Source organism: Pseudomonas sp. NFPP25 (genome assembly GCF_900116505.1).
GTDB classification, from domain to species: domain Bacteria; phylum Pseudomonadota; class Gammaproteobacteria; order Pseudomonadales; family Pseudomonadaceae; genus Aquipseudomonas; species Aquipseudomonas protegens.
In genome coordinates, this window is sequence record NZ_FPBG01000006.1 from 39,633 (window position 1) to 56,254 (window position 16,622).

Consider the following 16,622-nt stretch of genomic DNA (forward strand, 5'->3'; position numbering starts at 1 on the left):
GCTGGGGGTGGACGCTAACGCATTATTGCGCTTTTTGCGGTTGCTGCGCTTTCCAGGCCTTGAACTCGGCCCATTCGGCGCGACGCTCCTCTTGTTTCTTGACGATGGCGTCAAACTCTTTCTGCTGCTCTGGCTTGAGTAGGGCGCGGATATCGGCCTGGGTCTTCTGGTGCTTGGCGGTCAGCTCATCCTTCATGGCTTTCTGGTCGGCCGGCGAGAGTTTCTCCAGGTACTTTTCCACCACGGCCTTGCGGTCGTGCATTTGCTCGCCCATCAGCTTGCCGATCTGCTGGCGCTGTTCGCGGCTCAGGTCCAGTTGGCTGAAAGGGCCTTTGCCGCGCATGTGCTCGCTGTGCCGAGGGCCGTCCATGGGGCCCATCGGGCCGTGACCTTCCGGCATGGCCATGGCCACGGTTGGCAGGGCGGCGGCGAACATCAGAGCGATCAGGGTCTTGCGCATGGTGTATCTCCTTGTCTCATTCCCGGTAAGTTCCGGATGAGTTCAGGTTACCCAGATCAAGGTCAGCGGCAGTCAGCGGAGGGTAAAGCTTGGGTAAAGAAGGTATTTCACGGCCCTGACAAATCTGCCAGGGCACATCGGGATCAGAGGCTGTAGTAGTAGCCGCGGCTGCGCAGGGCGACGATCCGTGGACGGCCGTCGGGGTGCGGGCCGATCTTCTTGCGCAGGTTGCTGACATGCATGTCCAGGCTGCGGTCATACAGGGTCAGCTTGCGGCCCAGGGCGATCTGCGCCAGTTCCTGCTTGTCCAGGGGCTCGCCCGGTTGCTTGAGCAGGGCTTCGAGCAGGCGGCTTTCGGAAACGGTCAGGGTAATGTCCTGCTCGTCGATGTTGACCACACCGCGCAGCGGGCTGAAGCACAGGTCGCCCAGTTCCATCTGGCTGGAGGCCGCCACCGGATGGCTGCGGCGCAGTACGGCACGCAGGCGGGCGGTGAGTTCACGGGGGTCGCAGGGCTTGGCCAGGTAATCGTCGGCACCCAGTTCCAGGCCGAGGATGCGGTCCAGGGGTTCGCCACGGGCCGAGAGCATCAGCACCGGCAGGTCGGGGTGCTCATTGCGCAGTTGCTTGAGCAGCTCCAGGCCGCTGCCGTCGGGCAGCATCACATCCAGTACCACCGCTGACGGCGCCGTTTCGGCCAGGGCGCGACGGGCGCTCAGGCCATCGTGGCAGGCCCGCACCAGAAAACCTTCCTGGCTCAGCCAACTGCTCAGGAGCTCGCACAGCTCCTGGTCATCATCAATCAGTAACAGGTCGCTCATGAATCTCTCAATTTAGCCATTGTCGACGCTTGCGATGCCCGCCACTGGCGAAGATCCCGCAGAGCAGGGCCAGCAGGGCCACGCCGCCGCCGGTGACGAACCACTGCTGTTGATCGGTCAACAGGCGGGGTGCCGGGTTGGCCTGGGCCTCTTTGAGTTGCAGCTTGAGGCGCTGGTTCTCCTGGCGCAAGCGAGTCAGTTGGGGGCTTTCCCGTTCGGCATCGGTATTTTGCAATTGTTTGCTCAGTTCATCGCGCAGGCGCTCGCTTTCTTTCAAGCGTTGCTGCAACTCGGTGATCTGACTGCCGGCGCTCAGGGACAGCGGCGTGGAATGGCCGGTGTCCTGGGTTTCCTCGGCAAGGGCTGGAGCCCCGATCGACAACATGACCAACAGCAGGCACAGCGGACCTTGGCGCATCGAAACTCCTGATTCCAATCGAGTGTTGGGCAGGTTGTCGGCAGTCAAACGAGAATAATGAGCGATTGAGAGCGCGATGAACCGCGAAGGTTCATCGCACCCGGGAGGATTTACGGCATCGATTGCTTGAACGGCTTGACCAGTACATGGGCGTAGACGCCGCAGGTCACGAACGGGTCGGCGTCGGCCCAGGCCTGGGCGGCGCTCAGGGAGTCGAACTCGGCGACGATCAGGCTGCCGCTGAAACCGGCCGCGCCCGGGTCATTGCTGTCGATCGCCGGGTGCGGGCCGGCGAGTACCACGCGCCCCTGATCCTTGAGCACTTGCAGCCGCTCCAGGTGCGCCGGCCGGTTGGCCAGGCGTTTTTCCAGGGAGTTGGCGACGTCTGTGGCAATGATTGCGTAAAGCATGTCAGTCCTCGGTTTTCGGGGTGGTGGGATCGGCGTCATGCAGGTGGCGCGAGAGGTAGATACCCTGGCCCACCAGGAACAATACGGTCATGCCCAGGCTGCCGAAGACCTTGAAGTCGACCCAGATGCTCTGGAAGGTGAAGGCGACAAACAGGTTGGCGGCGCCGCAGAACAGGAAGAAGGCGATCCAGGCGATGTTCAAGCGGGTCCATACCGGGTCTGGCAACGTCAGGGCGTGGCCCATGATGCGCTTGATCAGCAGGCGGTCGCCGACGAAGTGGCTGCCGATGAAGGCCAGGGCGAACAGCCAGTTGACCACCGGAGCTTTCCATTTAAGGAAGGTTTCGCTGTGGAAGGCCAGGGTCAGGCTGCCGAAGACCAGGCAGGCGATCAGGGTCAGCCACTGGCTTTTTTCCAGCTTGCGCTGGGAGATGAACAGGGCGCCATACACCACCAGGGAACTGATGATCAGCACCGCTGTGGCGCTGTAGATGCCGCCCAGGGTGACTTCGTGACCGGCAAGGTCGACGACGCGGGGATCAATTTTATAGACGATGAAAAACAGGAACAGCGGGATGAAGTCGATGAATTGTTTCACAGTGGCAGCCAGAAGCAGGATGTCCCGGCATAATAACAAACATCCTTGGTAGCGAAAGCGCCAGCTGACTTGAGGTTTTATCGTCCTGTGAATGTTGATTTGCACTGCCATAGCACGGCCTCCGACGGCGCCCTGGCGCCCGCGGTTCTGGTTGCGCGTGCGTACGAGAGAGGCGTGCGAATCTTGTCCCTGACCGACCACGACACCCTCGAGGGGCTGGACGAAGCGCGCCAGGCGGCGCAGCAACTGGGCATGCAGCTGGTCAATGGCGTTGAGCTTTCCTGCACCTGGGGCGGCGCCACTATCCATGTGCTGGGCTACGGCTTCGATACCCAGGCCCCGGCTTTGGTGCAAGCCATCGAAAAACTCCACGAAGGCCGCTGGCTGCGTTCGGAGGAGATCAGCCGCAAGCTGGCCCTCAAGGGCATGCCGGGAGCGCTGGAAGGCGCCCGGGCGATCCAGCAGGAACTGGGGGACAGTGGCAATGCACCGGCGCGGCCGCACTTTGCCGACTACCTGGTGCGTGCTGGTTTCGTGAAGGATCGCGCCGAGGCGTTTCGCAAATGGCTGGGGGCCGGCAAGCTGGGGGACGTCAAGCAGCACTGGCCGACCCTGGAAGAAACCGTCGGCACACTGCGGGCCGCGGGGGCCTGGGTCAGCCTGGCCCATCCCTGGCATTACGATTTCACCCGCAGCAAGCGTCGCCGCTTGATTGCCGACTATATTCAAGCCGGTGGTCATGCTATCGAAGTGGTCAATGGCCACCAACCTGCAGAGCAAGTGGGCAGTTTGGCTATCCTTGCTCGTGAATTCGGACTGCTGGTCAGCGCTGGCAGTGACTTTCATGGCCCTGGAGGCTGGTCCGAGATTGGTGAGTATCGCCCGGTCCCGGAAGACCTGCCGCCCCTTTGGTGTCGGTTCAAACATGAGCCAATTATTGCCGCCTGAACAGGTAGAGACAGTGAGTCAATTTTTCCAGATCCACCCGGAAAACCCCCAGCCACGCCTGATCAAACAGGCCGTCGAGATCATTCGCGGCGGCGGTGTGGTGATCTATCCCACGGATTCGTCCTACGCCGTCGCCTGCCAGATGGGCGACAAGGGCGCAATCGAACGGGTTCGACGCCTGCGCCAGCTGGACGACAAGCACAACTTCGCGCTGATCTGCAGCGACCTCTCGCAGTTGGGCCTGTTCGCCAAGATCGACACGGGCACCTTCCGTCTGCTCAAGGCCCATGTGCCGGGGCCCTACACCTTCATTCTCAACGCCACCCGGGAAGTGCCGCGCCTGCTGCTGCACCCCAAGCGCCGGACCATCGGCCTGCGGGTGCCGAGCAACCCGATCGCCCTGGCGCTGCTGGCCGAGCTGGGCGAGCCGCTGATGAGCGTCAGCCTGATCATGCCCGGTGATACCGAGGCCCTGAGCGATCCCTACGAGATGCGCCAGTTGCTGGAGCACCAGGTGGACCTGATCATCGATGGCGGTTTCGGCAGCACCGAGTCGTCCACGGTGATCAACCTCGCCGACGGCGAGCCGGAAGTGATCCGCGTCGGTTGCGGCGACCCCGCGCCGTTCATGGCCGAGGCCTAGATGTCCGCAGTGGAAACCGTCGACGACCAGGCCGGCGCCCAGCAGGAGCTGCCCTTCGCCATGGTCTACGGCCAGGCGGTCATGGAAATGCCCCTGGACCTGTACATCCCCCCGGATGCCCTGGAAGTCTTTCTCGAAGCCTTCGAAGGCCCGCTGGACCTGCTGCTGTACCTGATCCGCAAGCAGAACATCAACATTCTCGACATCCCGGTGGCGGAAATCACCCGCCAGTACATGGGCTATGTCGAGCTGATGCAGTCGGTGCGCCTGGAACTGGCCGCCGAGTACCTGGTGATGGCGGCAATGCTTGCCGAGATCAAGTCGCGCATGCTCCTGCCGCGCTCAGCCGAAGTCGAGGAAGAAGAGGACGATCCGCGGGCCGAACTGATCCGCCGCCTGCAGGAATACGAGCGCTTCAAGGCGGCCGCCGAGGGCATCGACGGCCTGAGCCGGGTCGGTCGCGATGTGCTGGTGCCCAAACTCGACGCCCCGGAGGCCCGGGCGCGCAAGCTGCTGCCGGATGTGGCCCTGGAAGAGTTGCTGATGTCCATGGCCGAGGTGCTGCGCCGTGGCGACATGTTCGAAAGCCATCAGGTGAGCCGCGAGGCGCTGTCCACCCGCGAGCGCATGAGCGATGTGCTGGAGCGGCTCAAGGGCGGCGGTTTCGTGCCCTTTGTCGAGCTGTTCACCGCCGAGGAAGGGCGCCTGGGGGTGGTGGTGACCTTCATGGCGATCCTCGAACTGGTCAAGGAATCCCTGGTCGAGCTGGTGCAGAATGAGCCCTTTGCGGCCATCCACGTACGGGCGCGAGCCGAATAACGAGCTTAAATCATGAATTTGAATGAACCCCGTGAGCTGGCGCCCCTGCTCGAAGCCTTTCTGTTGGCCTCGGGAAAACCCCAGTCCCTGGAACGCCTGTTCGAGCTCTTCGAAGAAGCCGAGCGGCCGGACCCGGCGGTCTTCAAGAAAGCCCTGGCCCTGCTCGGCAAGTCCTGCGAAGGGCGGGCCTTCGAGCTCAAGGAAGTGGCCTCCGGCTATCGCCTGCAGATCCGCGAGAAGTTCGCGCCCTGGGTCGGCCGCCTGTGGGAAGAGCGCCCACAGCGTTACTCGCGCGCCATGCTGGAAACCATGGCCCTGATCGCCTATCGCCAACCCATCACCCGGGGCGAGATCGAGGACGTGCGTGGCGTGGCGGTCAACAGCCATATCGTCAAGACCTTGCTGGAACGTGAGTGGATCCGCGTGGTGGGGTATCGCGACGTACCGGGCAAGCCGGCGATGTTCGCCACCACCAAGGCGTTTCTCGATCACTTCAACCTGAAGAACCTCGACGACCTGCCGCCTTTGGCGGAACTGCGGGAGATCGAGGCCGAGCCGGTATTGGAATTCGACGACGCGCCGGTGCCCGAGCACCTGCAACAACTGGCCGATGCCAGCGCCGAGCCGGAGGAACCCAAGGAAGAAACCAGCTTCCATACCCTGCTGCTGGAGCTGGATTTCATGGAGGAGGGGATCAAGACCGACTTCGAAGACTTGCACCGTGATGGTGTGGTGGAACCGGAGCAGGGAGGAGTGCAAGAGCCGGTGCCGGATCTCCCGCAGGAGGAGGCCCGGACCGAATCTGAGTTCCTCGCCGATGAGCCCGATGAATTCCCGGTCGAACCCGAGGACCGGCCGCCGGTCGAAGCAGAGGATGATGTGCTGGGCGTGGCCGAGGCCCGGGCCAAGTTGCTCGCCGCAGTAGCCGCTCTGGAGCCTGCTACGCCGCAGTTGAGCGAGGAAGAGGCCGAAGCCCAGGCCCTGGCCGAAGCCATCGAAAACGAACGCCGCCTGCTGGACGATTGACCTTGTAGTCGCTGGCCGGCTCGGCGCATGGCTGGCGGTTTTTTTCGCCGGCAAGCCGGCTCCTACAGAGGTGATGGATGAGTTCTGCCAAGGATCCCTGCATCAGCGTGTGCAAGTTCAGCGATGACATCTGCATCGGCTGCGGGCGCAGCAAGCGTGAGATCAAGGCCTGGAAGAAGCTCGACAAGGCCGAGCGCCGTCAAGTGCTGGCTGAAGCCGCCATGCGCCTGCTGCAATTGCGCGCCACCGGCCGGCGGAAAAAGTCCTGAGGGGCGACTTATCAACTAGTCTGTGATGCGCAACCGCCGCCATGAGCGTATGATTCGCGACCCTTTGGCGATCCCTTCGCCACAGACCCTGTTTTCCACCCTTCAGGCCGCTCAAGCCTGAAGCGACACACCGGGAGGTGCCCAGATGAGCGATACCGATCAGAACGACCAGGAAATCCGTCCAGCCGGCGAAAAACTGCAGAAAGTCCTCGCCCGCATCGGCGTCGGCTCGCGCCGCGATGTCGAGTCCTGGATCAGCCAGGGCCGGATCAAGGTCAACGGCAAAGAGGCCACCCTGGGCCTGCGCGTCGACCTGCATGACGCCATTTCCATCGATGGCAAGGTGATCAAGCGCGAAGAGGCCGCCGAATCGGTGCGCCGCGTGATCATGTACAACAAGCCCGACGGCGAGATCTGCACCCGCGACGACCCGGAAGGCCGCCCGACCGTGTTCGACAAGCTGCCGCGTCCGCGCGAAGGCCGCTGGATCAACATTGGCCGCCTGGACATCAACACCACCGGTCTTTTGATGTTCACCACCGACGGTGAGCTGGCCAACCGGCTGATGCACCCTTCCTACGAGATGGACCGTGAGTACGCGGTGCGTGTGCGTGGCGAGGTCGACGACGAGATGATCGAGCGCCTCAAGGCCGGCGTCATGCTCGAAGACGGCCCGGCCAAGTTCACTGACATTCAGCAGGCGCCCGGTGGCGAAGGTTTCAACCACTGGTACCACTGCGTGGTGATGGAAGGTCGCAACCGTGAAGTGCGCCGCTTGTGGGAATCCCAGGGCCTGGTGGTCAGCCGCCTGAAGCGCGTGCGCTTCGGTCCGGTGTTCCTCAACTCCGACCTGCCCATGGGCCGCTGGCGCGAAATGAGCCAGTACGAAGTCGATGTGCTCAGCGCCGAAGTCGGCCTGACGCCGGTGGCCATGCCGCAGCTCAATGCCAAGTCCAAGGACAAGCTGGAGCGCATGCAGCGCAAATCCTCGCGTCCGGTGGGCAAGAGCGAGCGCGTGCGCACCCTGCGTCCGGCCAATGGCAGCGCGGCCACCCCGCGTGTTTCCCGCGAGCCGCAGATCGAAGGCGAGCGTCCTGGCCGCAAGCCGGCTGCCCGTCCGGATGGCGAGCGTGGCTCCCGTGCTCCGCGTCCGGCTACTGGCCGCGGCACTCCGGTGGCCGACCGCCCGGCGGACACCAAGCGTCCGGCCAAGCCGGCGCCCAAGTCCAAGCGCCCAAGCCTGGTGCTGGACAAGGACGCACCTTCCGGCAAGCGCCGTGGCGCCCCGGCCGGTTCCGGCCAGCGTCCCGGTTTTGGTCGCCGCAAGCCGGAGTGATTCCCGGCCTGCCGACAAAAACGCCAACCTCCGGGTTGGCGTTTTTTTTGCCTTCAACTGCGCAGGAGCCGGCTTGCCGGCGAACCGGGCCACCCGGCTTGCGCAGGCTGAAAGCGGCTTTCGCTTGCCAGCTCCTACGCTAGAAGGCGAACTGGCCGTCGAACACAGGCTTGTTATCCACCGCCAGCACTCCGGAGCTGAAGATCAGGTCCAGGTGATGGCTGCCTTTGGCGCCGCCCCCCAGGCCCAGGTGCAGGCCGCAATGGCGCTCTTCGAAGCCGGAGTTGCGCCCGTAGAGGGACCTGATGCCCTCGTTGGTGCCGATTCCCAGTTCCTCTATGCGCCGGTTGGACGGGTTGGCATCCAGGTACTTGTTGAAGTCATTGGCCAGCCCCGGCACCTCGGTGGCCACCCGGCTGATGCTGGAGTTCTCGATCCACAGTTCCAGCGGTGCTTTCAGCACCCCGTACTTGCGGGCGAAAGGGATGGTGCTGAGGAAGGTGCCGAGAAACTTCACATGGCCGTTGATGGCATCGCTGTGGGTGGCGATTTCCCCCGGTGCTAGGTCGTAGTTGCCGACGCCGTTGATGTCGGTCCATTTCTTCACGCTGTTCAAGGGCGCTTCGAAATATGAGCCCTGAAGGTCGCTGAAGCTCAGGGTGGTGGCCTGGGACAGGCGGCGGATCAGAGTGGCGTTGAGGTCGGCAATGCGTTGCGGCTCGACGCTGAAGGTGTCGTAGAAGTACTCGCCGTAATCCTTGAACAGCAGGGACTTCTTCCAGTGCTCGGCCATCAGCCCATGCAGCGGCCGCAGGAACTCCGGGCCGTCGGGGCGTGGCTGGGGCAGGGTCGAGGAGTCGTAGAAGAAGATGTACAGGTCACAGTCGATGATGGCCTGGGCAAGGGTCGCCGCCGGCTCCTGGTCCAGGCGCAGGGCGCTGACCGTCAGTGGGGTGGCCTGGCGCGACTGTTCGAGGATGGCGCTGACCATGGCCTGGTACTCGGCGGTGTGGCCGATCACCACCCTGGAGGGCTGGGGGCCGCTCAAGGCCGGATGCCGCTCGAGGTAGTACAGGAAATGGCGGATGGCGCGGGTCTGGTCCATAAAACCTCCCTGGAGGACAAAGGTGACCGGCGCAGGCACCAGGCCTGCACCGGTCCGGGCGCCTTACATCGGCCACATGGCAGTGCCGAATGGCACCACCGCGTCGGCCTGCATCATTTCCACTGCTGCTTCATGGGTGGCGGCTTCGAACCAGTCGTCCAGTTGCAGTTCGGTTTCCAGGTCTTGTTCCAGTGCTTGCATGGTGTCTCTCCTAGATACAGTGCGTGTAAGCAGTCCATTGGCGGAGCAGTTGAACAGCGGAGAACGGGAAGGTTGCTGGGCCGCTCATCCACTCCCGGAACTTGTCGGCTGGCTGAGCCGGCAAGTGGCTGGAAACCTAGTCCAGGGCATTTTGAAGTGCAAAAAAATAATTAGATTATTTTCTGCTGAACTTTATTTTCTATTTTTAGGTGAAATATTTATTCCCAGAAAACAAAAAGCTAAGGCTTTTCCGCTTGTCGGGCGGCGTGGGTGTCAATTTGCAGTCGGTTCGCCAGTTGATCTGGTTTGGCAATTTATCGTTACGCCTCGTAAAGAAAAAATTACGAAATGCGCCGTGATCCGCCTGTAATTCGCGGCGATGGATGTGCTGTAAGGAAAAGCTGCCGGCAGTTGTTCGGGAAAGCCACCGCCGAGGCTCTAGCCCGCTTGTTCCGGGGCGCCAAGGCAGGTGAGATGCACATCTGCCTGCGTACAGGTGCATAACAAGAAGGAGGCGCAATGAACGCCGTAACCGACTTTCACCCACACCCTTCGATGGGCGATGGCCTTCGCTCATTTATCGACGACCCCACTCGGTCCGTCCACTTTCGCGCCGCCGATGCCGAGCATCGGGCTGGCCCCGCAGGATTCCGGTTACCGGCACGCTGATAAAGCGGTGTCTGGCGGCAGGGAGTCAGGGGTGTACAATGCGCGGCGTTTTAACTGTGACCCAACTGCGTACCCGCGCATTTTGCGCCTGAAACGTGCTTTCCAGACCGCTTGCGAGGCGCTGAAGAGCTCGCTGCAAGGCCAATAAACTCAAGGTTATCCACCTTGTTCACTCCGCCGCGTCACGAGCGTGGTGGGTTCGATTTCGTCACAGATAAAAACAAACAGGTGACGCATGACCGTTAAAAGAACGCTGAACTTCTGGTGCCTGCGCTGGGGTTTGATCCGCGCCGCTTAAGCCTTTACCGGGCGGCAACGTCTGACACACATTACCTTGCGTGAGAGCCTTTTCATGAGTGGACAAAACTCGCATTCGGGCGAGCTGAAACGCGGCCTGAAGAATCGCCATATTCAACTGATCGCCCTGGGCGGCGCGATTGGTACCGGTTTGTTCCTGGGGTCGGCCGGGGTGCTCAAGTCCGCCGGCCCGTCGATGATCCTCGGTTATGCCATCTGCGGTTTCATCGCTTTCATGATCATGCGCCAGCTCGGCGAGATGATCGTCGAGGAGCCGGTGGCCGGCTCCTTCAGCCACTTTGCCCATAAATACTGGGGCGGCTTTGCCGGTTTCCTCTCGGGCTGGAACTGCTGGATCCTCTATATCCTGGTGGGCATGTCGGAGCTGACAGCGGTCGGCAAGTATGTGCACTACTGGTGGCCGGACGTCCCGACCTGGGCCTCGGCAGCCGTGTTCTTCGTCATGATCAACGCCATCAACCTGGCCAACGTCAAGGTCTTCGGCGAGGCCGAGTTCTGGTTCGCCATCATCAAGGTGGTCGCCATCGTCGGCATGATCGCCCTGGGCAGCTACCTGCTGGTCAGCGGCCACGGCGGCCCGCAGGCCTCGGTGAGCAACCTGTGGTCCCACGGCGGCTTCTTCCCCAATGGGGTCAGCGGCCTGGTGATGGCCATGGCAATCATCATGTTCTCCTTCGGCGGCCTGGAAATGCTCGGTTTCACTGCAGCGGAAGCCGACAAGCCGAAGACCGTGATCCCCAAGGCGATCAATCAGGTGATCTATCGCATCCTGATTTTCTACATCGGCGCCCTGGTGGTGCTGCTGTCGCTGACGCCGTGGGACACCCTGCTGGTGACCCTGAACGCTTCCGGCGATGCCTACAGCGGCAGCCCGTTCGTCCAGGTGTTCTCGATGCTGGGCAGCAACACCGCGGCGCACATCCTCAACTTCGTGGTCCTGACCGCGGCGCTGTCGGTGTACAACAGCGGCACCTATTGCAACAGCCGCATGCTCCTGGGCATGGCCGAGCAGGGCGATGCGCCCAAGGCCCTGGCCAAGATCGACAAGCGCGGCGTGCCGGTGATGTCGATCCTCGCTTCGGCGCTGGTGACCTTCGTCGCCGTGGTGCTCAACTACCTGATTCCGCAGCACGCCCTGGAGCTGCTGATGTCCCTGGTGGTGGCGACCCTGGTGATCAACTGGGCGATGATCAGCTACTCGCACTTCAAGTTCCGCCAGCACATGGAGCGTACCGGCCAGACCTCGCTGTTCAAGGCGCTGTGGTACCCCTACGGCAACTACGTCTGCCTGGCGTTCGTGGTGTTCATCCTGGGCATCATGCTGATGATTCCGGGCATCCAGATCTCGGTGTACGCGATCCCGGTGTGGGTGGTGTTCATGTGGGTCTGCTACTGCATCAAGAACAAGCGCAGTGCCCAGCACGCGCTGCAGGCAGCCAGTGCTTCGCTGAAGTAAGCGCGGCCCTGGCAACGACTAACCCGGCTCCGGCCGGGTTTTTCATGGCCGTGATTTTTGTCGGGGGCTGAGATCGCTTTCGCCGGCAAGCCGGCTCCTACGGTGTGCCTGCCCGCTGTAGGGGGCTGGCTTGCCAGCGAAGAGACCCGCAAGAGCGTGGGGAATGGGGGTATCCTATGCGCCCTGAAGACGGATCCCTGTTCCATGCTGGTGATTTCCAACAACGTGCATCTGCCGGATGCCGAGATCGAGCTGACCGCCATCCGTGCCCAGGGCGCCGGTGGGCAGAACGTCAACAAGGTGTCCAGCGCGGTGCACCTGCGCTTCGACATTCCGGCTTCGTCCCTGCCTCCGTTCTACAAGGAGCGCCTGCTGGCGCTGCGCGACAGCCGCATCACCAGTGACGGCGTGATCATCCTCAAGGCCCAGCAGTACCGCACCCAGGAGCAGAACCGCGCCGATGCCCTGGAGCGCCTCACCGAGCTGATTCTCAGCGCCATCAAGGTGGAGAAGAAGCGCCGCCCGACCAAGCCGACCCTGGGTTCGAAGAAGCGCCGCCTGGAGACCAAGGCCAAGCGCGGCAGCATCAAGGCCGGGCGCGGCAAAGTGGACTTCTAGCGCGCCTCGCGTTCTTGGCGCAGCTTGGGCGCCTGGTGGTACAGGTACAGGCTCAGCACCAGGCCGGTGCAGGCAGCGATGGCGGCGAACAGGAAGATCGAGGCAAAGCCGAAACCAGCAGCAATCGCCCCCGCCAGCGGGCCGGTGATGCCCAGCGACAGGTCGATGAACAGCGAGTAGGCCCCCACTGCCGCGCCGCGGCTGGAGGCTGGCACCAGGTTCACCGCTTCCACCCCCAGGGCCGGGAATACCAGGGAGAAGCCGAAGCCGCTCAGGGCTGCGCCGGCCAGGGCCCAATTGGCATCCGGTGCCAGCCACAGCAGCAACAGGCCGAGGGTTTCCACCGACAGGCAGGCAATCGCCACGCGAAAGCCGCCGAGGCGGTTGATCAGGTTGCCGAACAGCAGGCGCGCGCCGATGAAGCTGGCACCGAACAGGCTCAGGCACAGTACGGCGTTGTCCCAGTGCCGGGTGGCGTAGTACAGGGTGATGAAGGTGGCGATGGTGCCAAAGCCGATGGAGCCCAGGGCCAGGCCGCAGCCGTGGGGAAACACCTTGCCCAGCACGTGGATGAACGGCAAGCGCTCGCCGGCAACGATCGGCGCGGCGAGTTTCGGCCAGGCCAGCAGCAGGCCGAGCAGCGCCAGCAGGATGATGCTCGCTCCCATGCTCCACAGCCCCAGCCGGCTTACCAGCCACACCCCCAGCGGCGCGCCGATGGCCAGGGCGCCGTAGCTGGCGATGCCGTTCCAGGAAATCACCTTGGCGGTATTCTGCGCCCCGACCCGGCCGATGCCCCAGCCGATGGAGCCCGAGCCCACCAGGCTTTCCGCGCTGCCCAGGACCAGGCGGCCGATCAGCAGGCTGATCAGGCTCAGGGTCGGCAGGTTGTGCAGCCAGGCCGAAAGCAGCATGAACACCCCGCTCAAGCCGCAGCCGGCCAGGCCGTACATCACCGCGCGCTTGCTGCCCAGATTGTCGATGATGCGCCCGGCATAGGGCCGGCTGAGCAGGGTGGCCAGGTATTGCACGCTGATCACCAGGCCGGCGATCACCGCGCCAAAGCCCAGCTCGCTGTGCACGTAGCCCGGCAATACTGCCAGCGGAATGCCGATATTCAGGTAGCCGATAAAGGTGAACAGGACGATGGAGACGACGTGCAGCGTGACCGTCAAGGGGCGCTGGGTATCTGGCATGGGAAGGGGACCACTGCGACAGCTCAATAGATAGGCTGCTTATGATACCGATGTGCAGGGAGGGGTTGTGGGGGAAATCGATGGGTTGTTCAGGTTTTTACCTGGCCGGAGTCGGTTCAGGCGTCATTGTTGCCCAGCAACCGGGTGGTGACCAAGGCGGCCAGGGCATTTTCCTGGGTGCCGAAGCGGGCCAGCAGAGCGGCCTGTTTTTCATCGCTGAGGCGATTCCACACGTCGATCATCTGTTCGGCAGTGCCGATCAGCACGCTGGCTTGGGTTTCGCTGAAGGATTCGGTCATGGTGCGGCGGGGCTCGGGAGGAGGGTTTCAGGCGGTGTGGAAAGCGCTTGAGTAGCGCTTTCCACACGGTCTGGTTACAGCTTTCAGTCTTCGCTGTCGGCCTTGCGGCTGTCGGCGGCTTCTTGCACTACAGGCTTGTCGGCACTGGCTTGTGGCGGAGTTGTCTGCTCAGTTTCGTGCAGGCTTGGGAAGGGGAGATTCGGGATCTCATGCATGTCGTTGCTCCTCGCAAAGTCTGTTTTTTAAATCGCTGGGTAGATCCGCGCTTTTAAAAAGCTTGGGCAGGATACAGCACTGGAAATGACAAAAAGATTTTTATCGCGCTTTTTGGGATGAAAGGGATTTCATCGAGTGGTGCGGCTTGCCGTCACAGGCAGCCAGAGGGCTGCCTGTGACGGTGCGCAAGTTGCTATACGACCCGGGCGATGGCTTCAGCCAGCAAGTCCAGGCGGCTGGCGTCGATCCCGGCCACGTTGGCGCGGCCGGAGCTGACCATGTACACGCTGTGGTGGTCACGCAGCTCCTGGACCTGGGCAGGGCTCAGGCCGGTGTAGGAGAACATTCCCCGTTGCACGCCGATATGCGCGAAACGTTCGGCCAGGCCGTAAGGCTGCAAGGCCTCCAGCAGGCCGGCGCGCAGTTGCGCGATCCGCAGGCGCATGGTTTCCACTTCGTCGGCCCAGAGGCTTTTCAGCTCCGGGTCGCCGAGGATGGTGGCGACCACCGCCGCGCCGTGATCCGGTGGCGTGGACCACAGGTTACGGGCGATATGGGCCAGTTGGCTGCGCACATCGAGCAGTTTCTCGGCGTCCTGGGTGCAGACGATCAAAGCGCCGGTCCGGTCGCGGTACAGGCCGAAGTTCTTCGAGCAGGAGCTGGTGATCAGCACTTCCGGCAGTTCGGCGGCGAACAGCCGCACGGCCCAGGCATCCTGCTCCAGGCCGTCGCCGAAGCCCTGGTAGGCGAAGTCGATCAGCGGCAGCAGCTTGCGGCTGCGTACCACGTCCAGCACGCGTTGCCAGTCGGCGTGTCCGAGGTCGAAGCCGGTGGGGTTGTGGCAGCAGGCGTGCAGCAGCACCACGTCGCCCTCGGGCACCTGGCTCAGGGTCGCCAGCATGGCCTCGACGTCCAGGCGGTTGTCGCTGCCCACATAGGGGTAGTGACTGACCTTGACCCCGGCCGCGGCAAAGATGGTCTCGTGGATCGGCCAGGTCGGGTTGCTCAGCCACACGCCACGGCCCGGCAGGCAGTGGGCGATGAAGTCGGCACTCAGGCGCAGGGCGCCAGTGCCGCCCGGGGTCTGCGTGGCGCCGGCACGCTGGGTGGCGATCAGTTTCGAATCGCTGCCCAGTACCAGTTCATTGATCACCTTGCCGAAGGCCGCGTCGCCATGGCCGCCGATGTAGATCTTGGTGTCCTGGCTGTCCACCAGGCGCTGTTCGGCCAGCTTCACCGAGCGCGGGATCGGCGTCAGGCCCTGGGAGTCCTTGTAGACCCCCACGCCGAGGTCGAACTTGCGCGGGTTGGGATCGTTGGCGTAGGCCCCCATCAGGCCGAGAATCGGGTCGCCGGGAACCCGGCCGATGGCGTCGAAGTGCATTACTTGCGTCCTTCTGCGGTCTTGGCCACTTCATCGGTGCGGGCTGCCATGATGAAGTCGTTGCGGTGCAGGCCCTTGATCGAGTGGCTCCACCAGGTCACGGTGACCTTGCCCCACTCGGTGAGCAGGCCCGGGTGGTGGCCTTCGGCCTCGGAGATCTCGCCCATGGCGTTGGTGAAAGCCAGGGCAAATTTGAAGTTCTTGAACAGGAAGACTTTTTCCAGCTGCATCACGCCATCGCGAACTTCGATGTTCCAGTCAGGGATCTGCTTGATCAGTACCGGCAGTTCTTCGTCGCTGACTTGAGGAGCATCGGCACGGCAGGCTTCGCAATGGGCTTGGTTCAGAGCGGTCATGGTGGGTTCCCAGGATTCAATTCTTGTTGGAAGTTACTATCTTTCGCAGCGGCTCGCGAGTGCGGGCCGCTCAGGCCGCCTTGGGTTTTGGCGGAAACTTGGGGGCGTGCAGGCCCAGCTGCATGCCTTGGTGGACCAGGGCCATGATGTCTTCGTGGGCCAGGTCGAACAGGCGCTTGAGGTTGGGCAGGGTGAAATAGATCGGCTGCAGGATGTCGATGCGATACGGCGTGCGCATGGCTTCCAGCGGGTCGAAGGCCTGGTGTTCCGGCTCTTCGGACAGGCTGTACACGGTCTCCTTGGGCGAGGACAGGATGCCGCCGCCATAGATGCGCCGCCCGGCCGGGGTGTCCACCAGGCCGAACTCGATGGTCATCCAGTACAGGCGCGCCAGGTACACCCGCTCTTCCTTGGTGGCTTGCAGGCCGAGCTTGCCGTAGGTGTGGGTGAATTCGGCGAACCAGGGGTTGGTCAGCAGCGGGCAGTGGCCAAAGATCTCGTGGAAGATGTCCGGCTCTTGCAGGTAGTCGAGTTCTTCGCGGGTGCGAATGAAGGTCGCCACGGGAAAGCGCTTGCTGGCCAGCAGTTCGAAGAAAGTCTGGAAGGGGATCAGCGCTGGTACCCGGGCCACTTGCCAGCCGGTGGTTTCACCCAGGACCTTGTTGATTTCGCCCAGTTGCGGAATACGGTCGTGGGGCAATCCGAGCTTGTCGATGCCGTCCAGGTACTCCTGGCACGCACGACCCTCGATCACTTTCAACTGGCGTGTGATCAGGGTGTTCCACACCGCGTGCTCTTCGGGTGGATAGTCGATAAAACCTTGCGCGTCGGGCTCGCGGGCCACGTACTGCGTCTGCTTCATGCTGCTCTCCTGCCAGGGGATGCGTTCTTGTTATGTGTGACCCCAGTGATACCCGAGGGTGCGACGCTTTGCAGCAGGTGGCCGGTGCGGGTGGAGGGCTGTTGTGCATCAATTTGTAAAGTAAACGTTACGAATCTGGCGGAGTCTCCACCCTGTGGTGGGTTTTCAGGTTTGAAAAAGCCGTTTGCTGTCAC

At 62.8% G+C, this 16,622-nt stretch carries 22 protein-coding genes; 9 read left to right on the top strand and 13 right to left on the bottom strand.

Annotated features, from left to right (window positions below):
- Positions 1–22 precede the first annotated feature (22 nt).
- The 5 genes from BM382_RS23265 to BM382_RS23285 form a co-directional block, all read right to left on the bottom strand.
- Complete coding sequence (locus BM382_RS23265) at positions 23–460, bottom strand: Spy/CpxP family protein refolding chaperone (protein ID WP_015634603.1); 438 nt, start codon at positions 458–460, stop codon at positions 23–25.
- A gap of 143 nt (positions 461–603) precedes the next feature.
- The gene (locus tag BM382_RS23270) at positions 604–1,281 is read right to left on the bottom strand and encodes a response regulator transcription factor (protein WP_011059931.1); all 678 of its coding nucleotides are present in this window, start codon (positions 1,279–1,281) and stop codon (positions 604–606) included.
- A gap of 7 nt (positions 1,282–1,288) precedes the next feature.
- On the bottom strand, positions 1,289–1,699 hold the full coding sequence (locus BM382_RS23275; RefSeq protein ID WP_019093743.1) for an SH3 domain-containing protein: 411 nt from the start codon (positions 1,697–1,699) through the stop codon (positions 1,289–1,291).
- A 110-nt stretch (positions 1,700–1,809) separates the two neighbouring features.
- A complete protein-coding gene (locus BM382_RS23280) occupies positions 1,810–2,109 on the bottom strand; it encodes a YciI family protein (protein WP_011059932.1) in 300 nt (99 codons plus the stop codon).
- Position 2,110: 1 nt separating this feature from the next.
- The gene (locus tag BM382_RS23285) at positions 2,111–2,707 is read right to left on the bottom strand and encodes a septation protein A (protein WP_011059933.1); all 597 of its coding nucleotides are present in this window, start codon (positions 2,705–2,707) and stop codon (positions 2,111–2,113) included.
- Between the two features lie 87 nt (positions 2,708–2,794).
- Here BM382_RS23285 and BM382_RS23290 point away from each other — a divergent pair, with 87 nt between their 5' ends.
- The 6 genes from BM382_RS23290 (at position 2,795) to rluB (ending at position 7,748) form a co-directional block, all read left to right on the top strand.
- The gene (locus tag BM382_RS23290; protein WP_011059934.1) at positions 2,795–3,655 is read left to right on the top strand and encodes a PHP domain-containing protein; all 861 of its coding nucleotides are present in this window, start codon (positions 2,795–2,797) and stop codon (positions 3,653–3,655) included.
- A 13-nt stretch (positions 3,656–3,668) separates the two neighbouring features.
- The gene (locus BM382_RS23295; protein WP_011059935.1) at positions 3,669–4,298 is read left to right on the top strand and encodes an L-threonylcarbamoyladenylate synthase; all 630 of its coding nucleotides are present in this window, start codon (positions 3,669–3,671) and stop codon (positions 4,296–4,298) included.
- Between the two features lie 120 nt (positions 4,299–4,418).
- Positions 4,419–5,117, top strand: coding sequence for a segregation and condensation protein A (locus tag BM382_RS23300; protein WP_169893818.1), 699 nt, complete (start codon positions 4,419–4,421; stop codon positions 5,115–5,117).
- 12 nt (positions 5,118–5,129) lie between these two features.
- Positions 5,130–6,143, top strand: a complete 1,014-nt coding sequence (gene scpB / locus BM382_RS23305) for an SMC-Scp complex subunit ScpB (RefSeq protein ID WP_072444235.1) — start codon at positions 5,130–5,132, stop codon at positions 6,141–6,143.
- Between the two features lie 77 nt (positions 6,144–6,220).
- Positions 6,221–6,412: a DUF1289 domain-containing protein gene (locus BM382_RS23310; protein ID WP_011059938.1), complete on the top strand. Its 192-nt coding sequence runs from the start codon at positions 6,221–6,223 to the stop codon at positions 6,410–6,412.
- A 145-nt stretch (positions 6,413–6,557) separates the two neighbouring features.
- On the top strand, positions 6,558–7,748 hold the full coding sequence (rluB, locus tag BM382_RS23315; protein WP_015634611.1) for a 23S rRNA pseudouridine(2605) synthase RluB: 1,191 nt from the start codon (positions 6,558–6,560) through the stop codon (positions 7,746–7,748).
- A gap of 139 nt (positions 7,749–7,887) precedes the next feature.
- On the opposite strand, the gene BM382_RS23320 is transcribed toward rluB, so the two are convergent.
- The gene (locus BM382_RS23320) at positions 7,888–8,853 is read right to left on the bottom strand and encodes a CgnE/CgnB domain-containing protein (protein ID WP_011059940.1); all 966 of its coding nucleotides are present in this window, start codon (positions 8,851–8,853) and stop codon (positions 7,888–7,890) included.
- Between the two features lie 63 nt (positions 8,854–8,916).
- Complete coding sequence (locus BM382_RS31925) at positions 8,917–9,054, bottom strand: hypothetical protein (RefSeq protein ID WP_011059941.1); 138 nt, start codon at positions 9,052–9,054, stop codon at positions 8,917–8,919.
- 49 nt (positions 9,055–9,103) lie between these two features.
- On the opposite strand from BM382_RS31925, the gene BM382_RS31710 reads away from it, so the two are divergent.
- The 3 genes from BM382_RS31710 to arfB all read left to right on the top strand — a co-directional run bounded on the left by BM382_RS31710 (position 9,104) and on the right by arfB (position 12,115).
- Positions 9,104–9,424, top strand: a complete 321-nt coding sequence (locus BM382_RS31710) for a hypothetical protein (protein WP_134532568.1) — start codon at positions 9,104–9,106, stop codon at positions 9,422–9,424.
- Positions 9,425–10,075: 651 nt separating this feature from the next.
- Complete coding sequence (locus BM382_RS23325) at positions 10,076–11,497, top strand: amino acid permease (RefSeq protein WP_011059942.1); 1,422 nt, start codon at positions 10,076–10,078, stop codon at positions 11,495–11,497.
- A gap of 204 nt (positions 11,498–11,701) precedes the next feature.
- A complete protein-coding gene (gene arfB, locus BM382_RS23330; protein ID WP_011059943.1) occupies positions 11,702–12,115 on the top strand; it encodes an alternative ribosome rescue aminoacyl-tRNA hydrolase ArfB in 414 nt (137 codons plus the stop codon).
- On the opposite strand, the gene BM382_RS23335 is transcribed toward arfB, so the two are convergent.
- The 6 genes from BM382_RS23335 to phhA all read right to left on the bottom strand — a co-directional run bounded on the left by BM382_RS23335 (position 12,112) and on the right by phhA (position 16,428).
- The gene (locus tag BM382_RS23335; RefSeq protein ID WP_011059944.1) at positions 12,112–13,311 is read right to left on the bottom strand and encodes an MFS transporter; all 1,200 of its coding nucleotides are present in this window, start codon (positions 13,309–13,311) and stop codon (positions 12,112–12,114) included. The genes arfB and BM382_RS23335 overlap by 4 nt on opposite strands.
- Before the next feature lie 116 nt (positions 13,312–13,427).
- Positions 13,428–13,610 (bottom strand): hypothetical protein, encoded by a 183-nt coding sequence (locus BM382_RS23340; RefSeq protein WP_072444233.1) that lies wholly within the window; start codon positions 13,608–13,610, stop codon positions 13,428–13,430.
- An 83-nt stretch (positions 13,611–13,693) separates the two neighbouring features.
- Positions 13,694–13,825: a hypothetical protein gene (locus BM382_RS32200; protein ID WP_015634613.1), complete on the bottom strand. Its 132-nt coding sequence runs from the start codon at positions 13,823–13,825 to the stop codon at positions 13,694–13,696.
- Positions 13,826–14,019: 194 nt separating this feature from the next.
- Positions 14,020–15,210 (bottom strand): amino acid aminotransferase, encoded by a 1,191-nt coding sequence (locus BM382_RS23345; RefSeq protein ID WP_072444231.1) that lies wholly within the window; start codon positions 15,208–15,210, stop codon positions 14,020–14,022.
- Positions 15,210–15,566 (bottom strand): 4a-hydroxytetrahydrobiopterin dehydratase, encoded by a 357-nt coding sequence (locus tag BM382_RS23350; protein WP_007930096.1) that lies wholly within the window; start codon positions 15,564–15,566, stop codon positions 15,210–15,212. Before BM382_RS23350 ends, BM382_RS23345 begins: the two co-directional genes overlap by 1 nt.
- Before the next feature lie 70 nt (positions 15,567–15,636).
- A complete protein-coding gene (phhA, locus tag BM382_RS23355) occupies positions 15,637–16,428 on the bottom strand; it encodes a phenylalanine 4-monooxygenase (protein WP_011059947.1) in 792 nt (263 codons plus the stop codon).
- Positions 16,429–16,622 lie beyond the last annotated feature (194 nt).

Excerpts from the sequence above, each read along its gene's own strand:
- BM382_RS23265 (WP_015634603.1), bottom strand. The coding sequence starts at position 460 with ATGCGCAAGACCCTGATCGCTCTGATGTTCGCCGCCGCCCTGCCAACC.
- BM382_RS23270 (WP_011059931.1), bottom strand. The coding sequence starts at position 1,281 with ATGAGCGACCTGTTACTGATTGATGATGACCAGGAGCTGTGCGAGCTC.
- BM382_RS23275 (WP_019093743.1), bottom strand. The coding sequence starts at position 1,699 with ATGCGCCAAGGTCCGCTGTGCCTGCTGTTGGTCATGTTGTCGATCGGG.
- BM382_RS23280 (WP_011059932.1), bottom strand. The coding sequence starts at position 2,109 with ATGCTTTACGCAATCATTGCCACAGACGTCGCCAACTCCCTGGAAAAA.
- scpB (WP_072444235.1), top strand. The coding sequence starts at position 5,130 with ATGAATTTGAATGAACCCCGTGAGCTGGCGCCCCTGCTCGAAGCCTTT.
- BM382_RS23310 (WP_011059938.1), top strand. The coding sequence starts at position 6,221 with ATGAGTTCTGCCAAGGATCCCTGCATCAGCGTGTGCAAGTTCAGCGAT.
- rluB (WP_015634611.1), top strand. The coding sequence starts at position 6,558 with ATGAGCGATACCGATCAGAACGACCAGGAAATCCGTCCAGCCGGCGAA.
- BM382_RS23320 (WP_011059940.1), bottom strand. The coding sequence starts at position 8,853 with ATGGACCAGACCCGCGCCATCCGCCATTTCCTGTACTACCTCGAGCGG.
- BM382_RS31925 (WP_011059941.1), bottom strand. The coding sequence starts at position 9,054 with ATGCAAGCACTGGAACAAGACCTGGAAACCGAACTGCAACTGGACGAC.
- BM382_RS23325 (WP_011059942.1), top strand. The coding sequence starts at position 10,076 with ATGAGTGGACAAAACTCGCATTCGGGCGAGCTGAAACGCGGCCTGAAG.
- arfB (WP_011059943.1), top strand. The coding sequence starts at position 11,702 with ATGCTGGTGATTTCCAACAACGTGCATCTGCCGGATGCCGAGATCGAG.
- BM382_RS23335 (WP_011059944.1), bottom strand. The coding sequence starts at position 13,311 with ATGCCAGATACCCAGCGCCCCTTGACGGTCACGCTGCACGTCGTCTCC.
- BM382_RS23340 (WP_072444233.1), bottom strand. The coding sequence starts at position 13,610 with ATGACCGAATCCTTCAGCGAAACCCAAGCCAGCGTGCTGATCGGCACT.
- BM382_RS32200 (WP_015634613.1), bottom strand. The coding sequence starts at position 13,825 with ATGCATGAGATCCCGAATCTCCCCTTCCCAAGCCTGCACGAAACTGAG.
- BM382_RS23345 (WP_072444231.1), bottom strand. The coding sequence starts at position 15,210 with ATGCACTTCGACGCCATCGGCCGGGTTCCCGGCGACCCGATTCTCGGC.
- BM382_RS23350 (WP_007930096.1), bottom strand. The coding sequence starts at position 15,566 with ATGACCGCTCTGAACCAAGCCCATTGCGAAGCCTGCCGTGCCGATGCT.
- phhA (WP_011059947.1), bottom strand. The coding sequence starts at position 16,428 with ATGAAGCAGACGCAGTACGTGGCCCGCGAGCCCGACGCGCAAGGTTTT.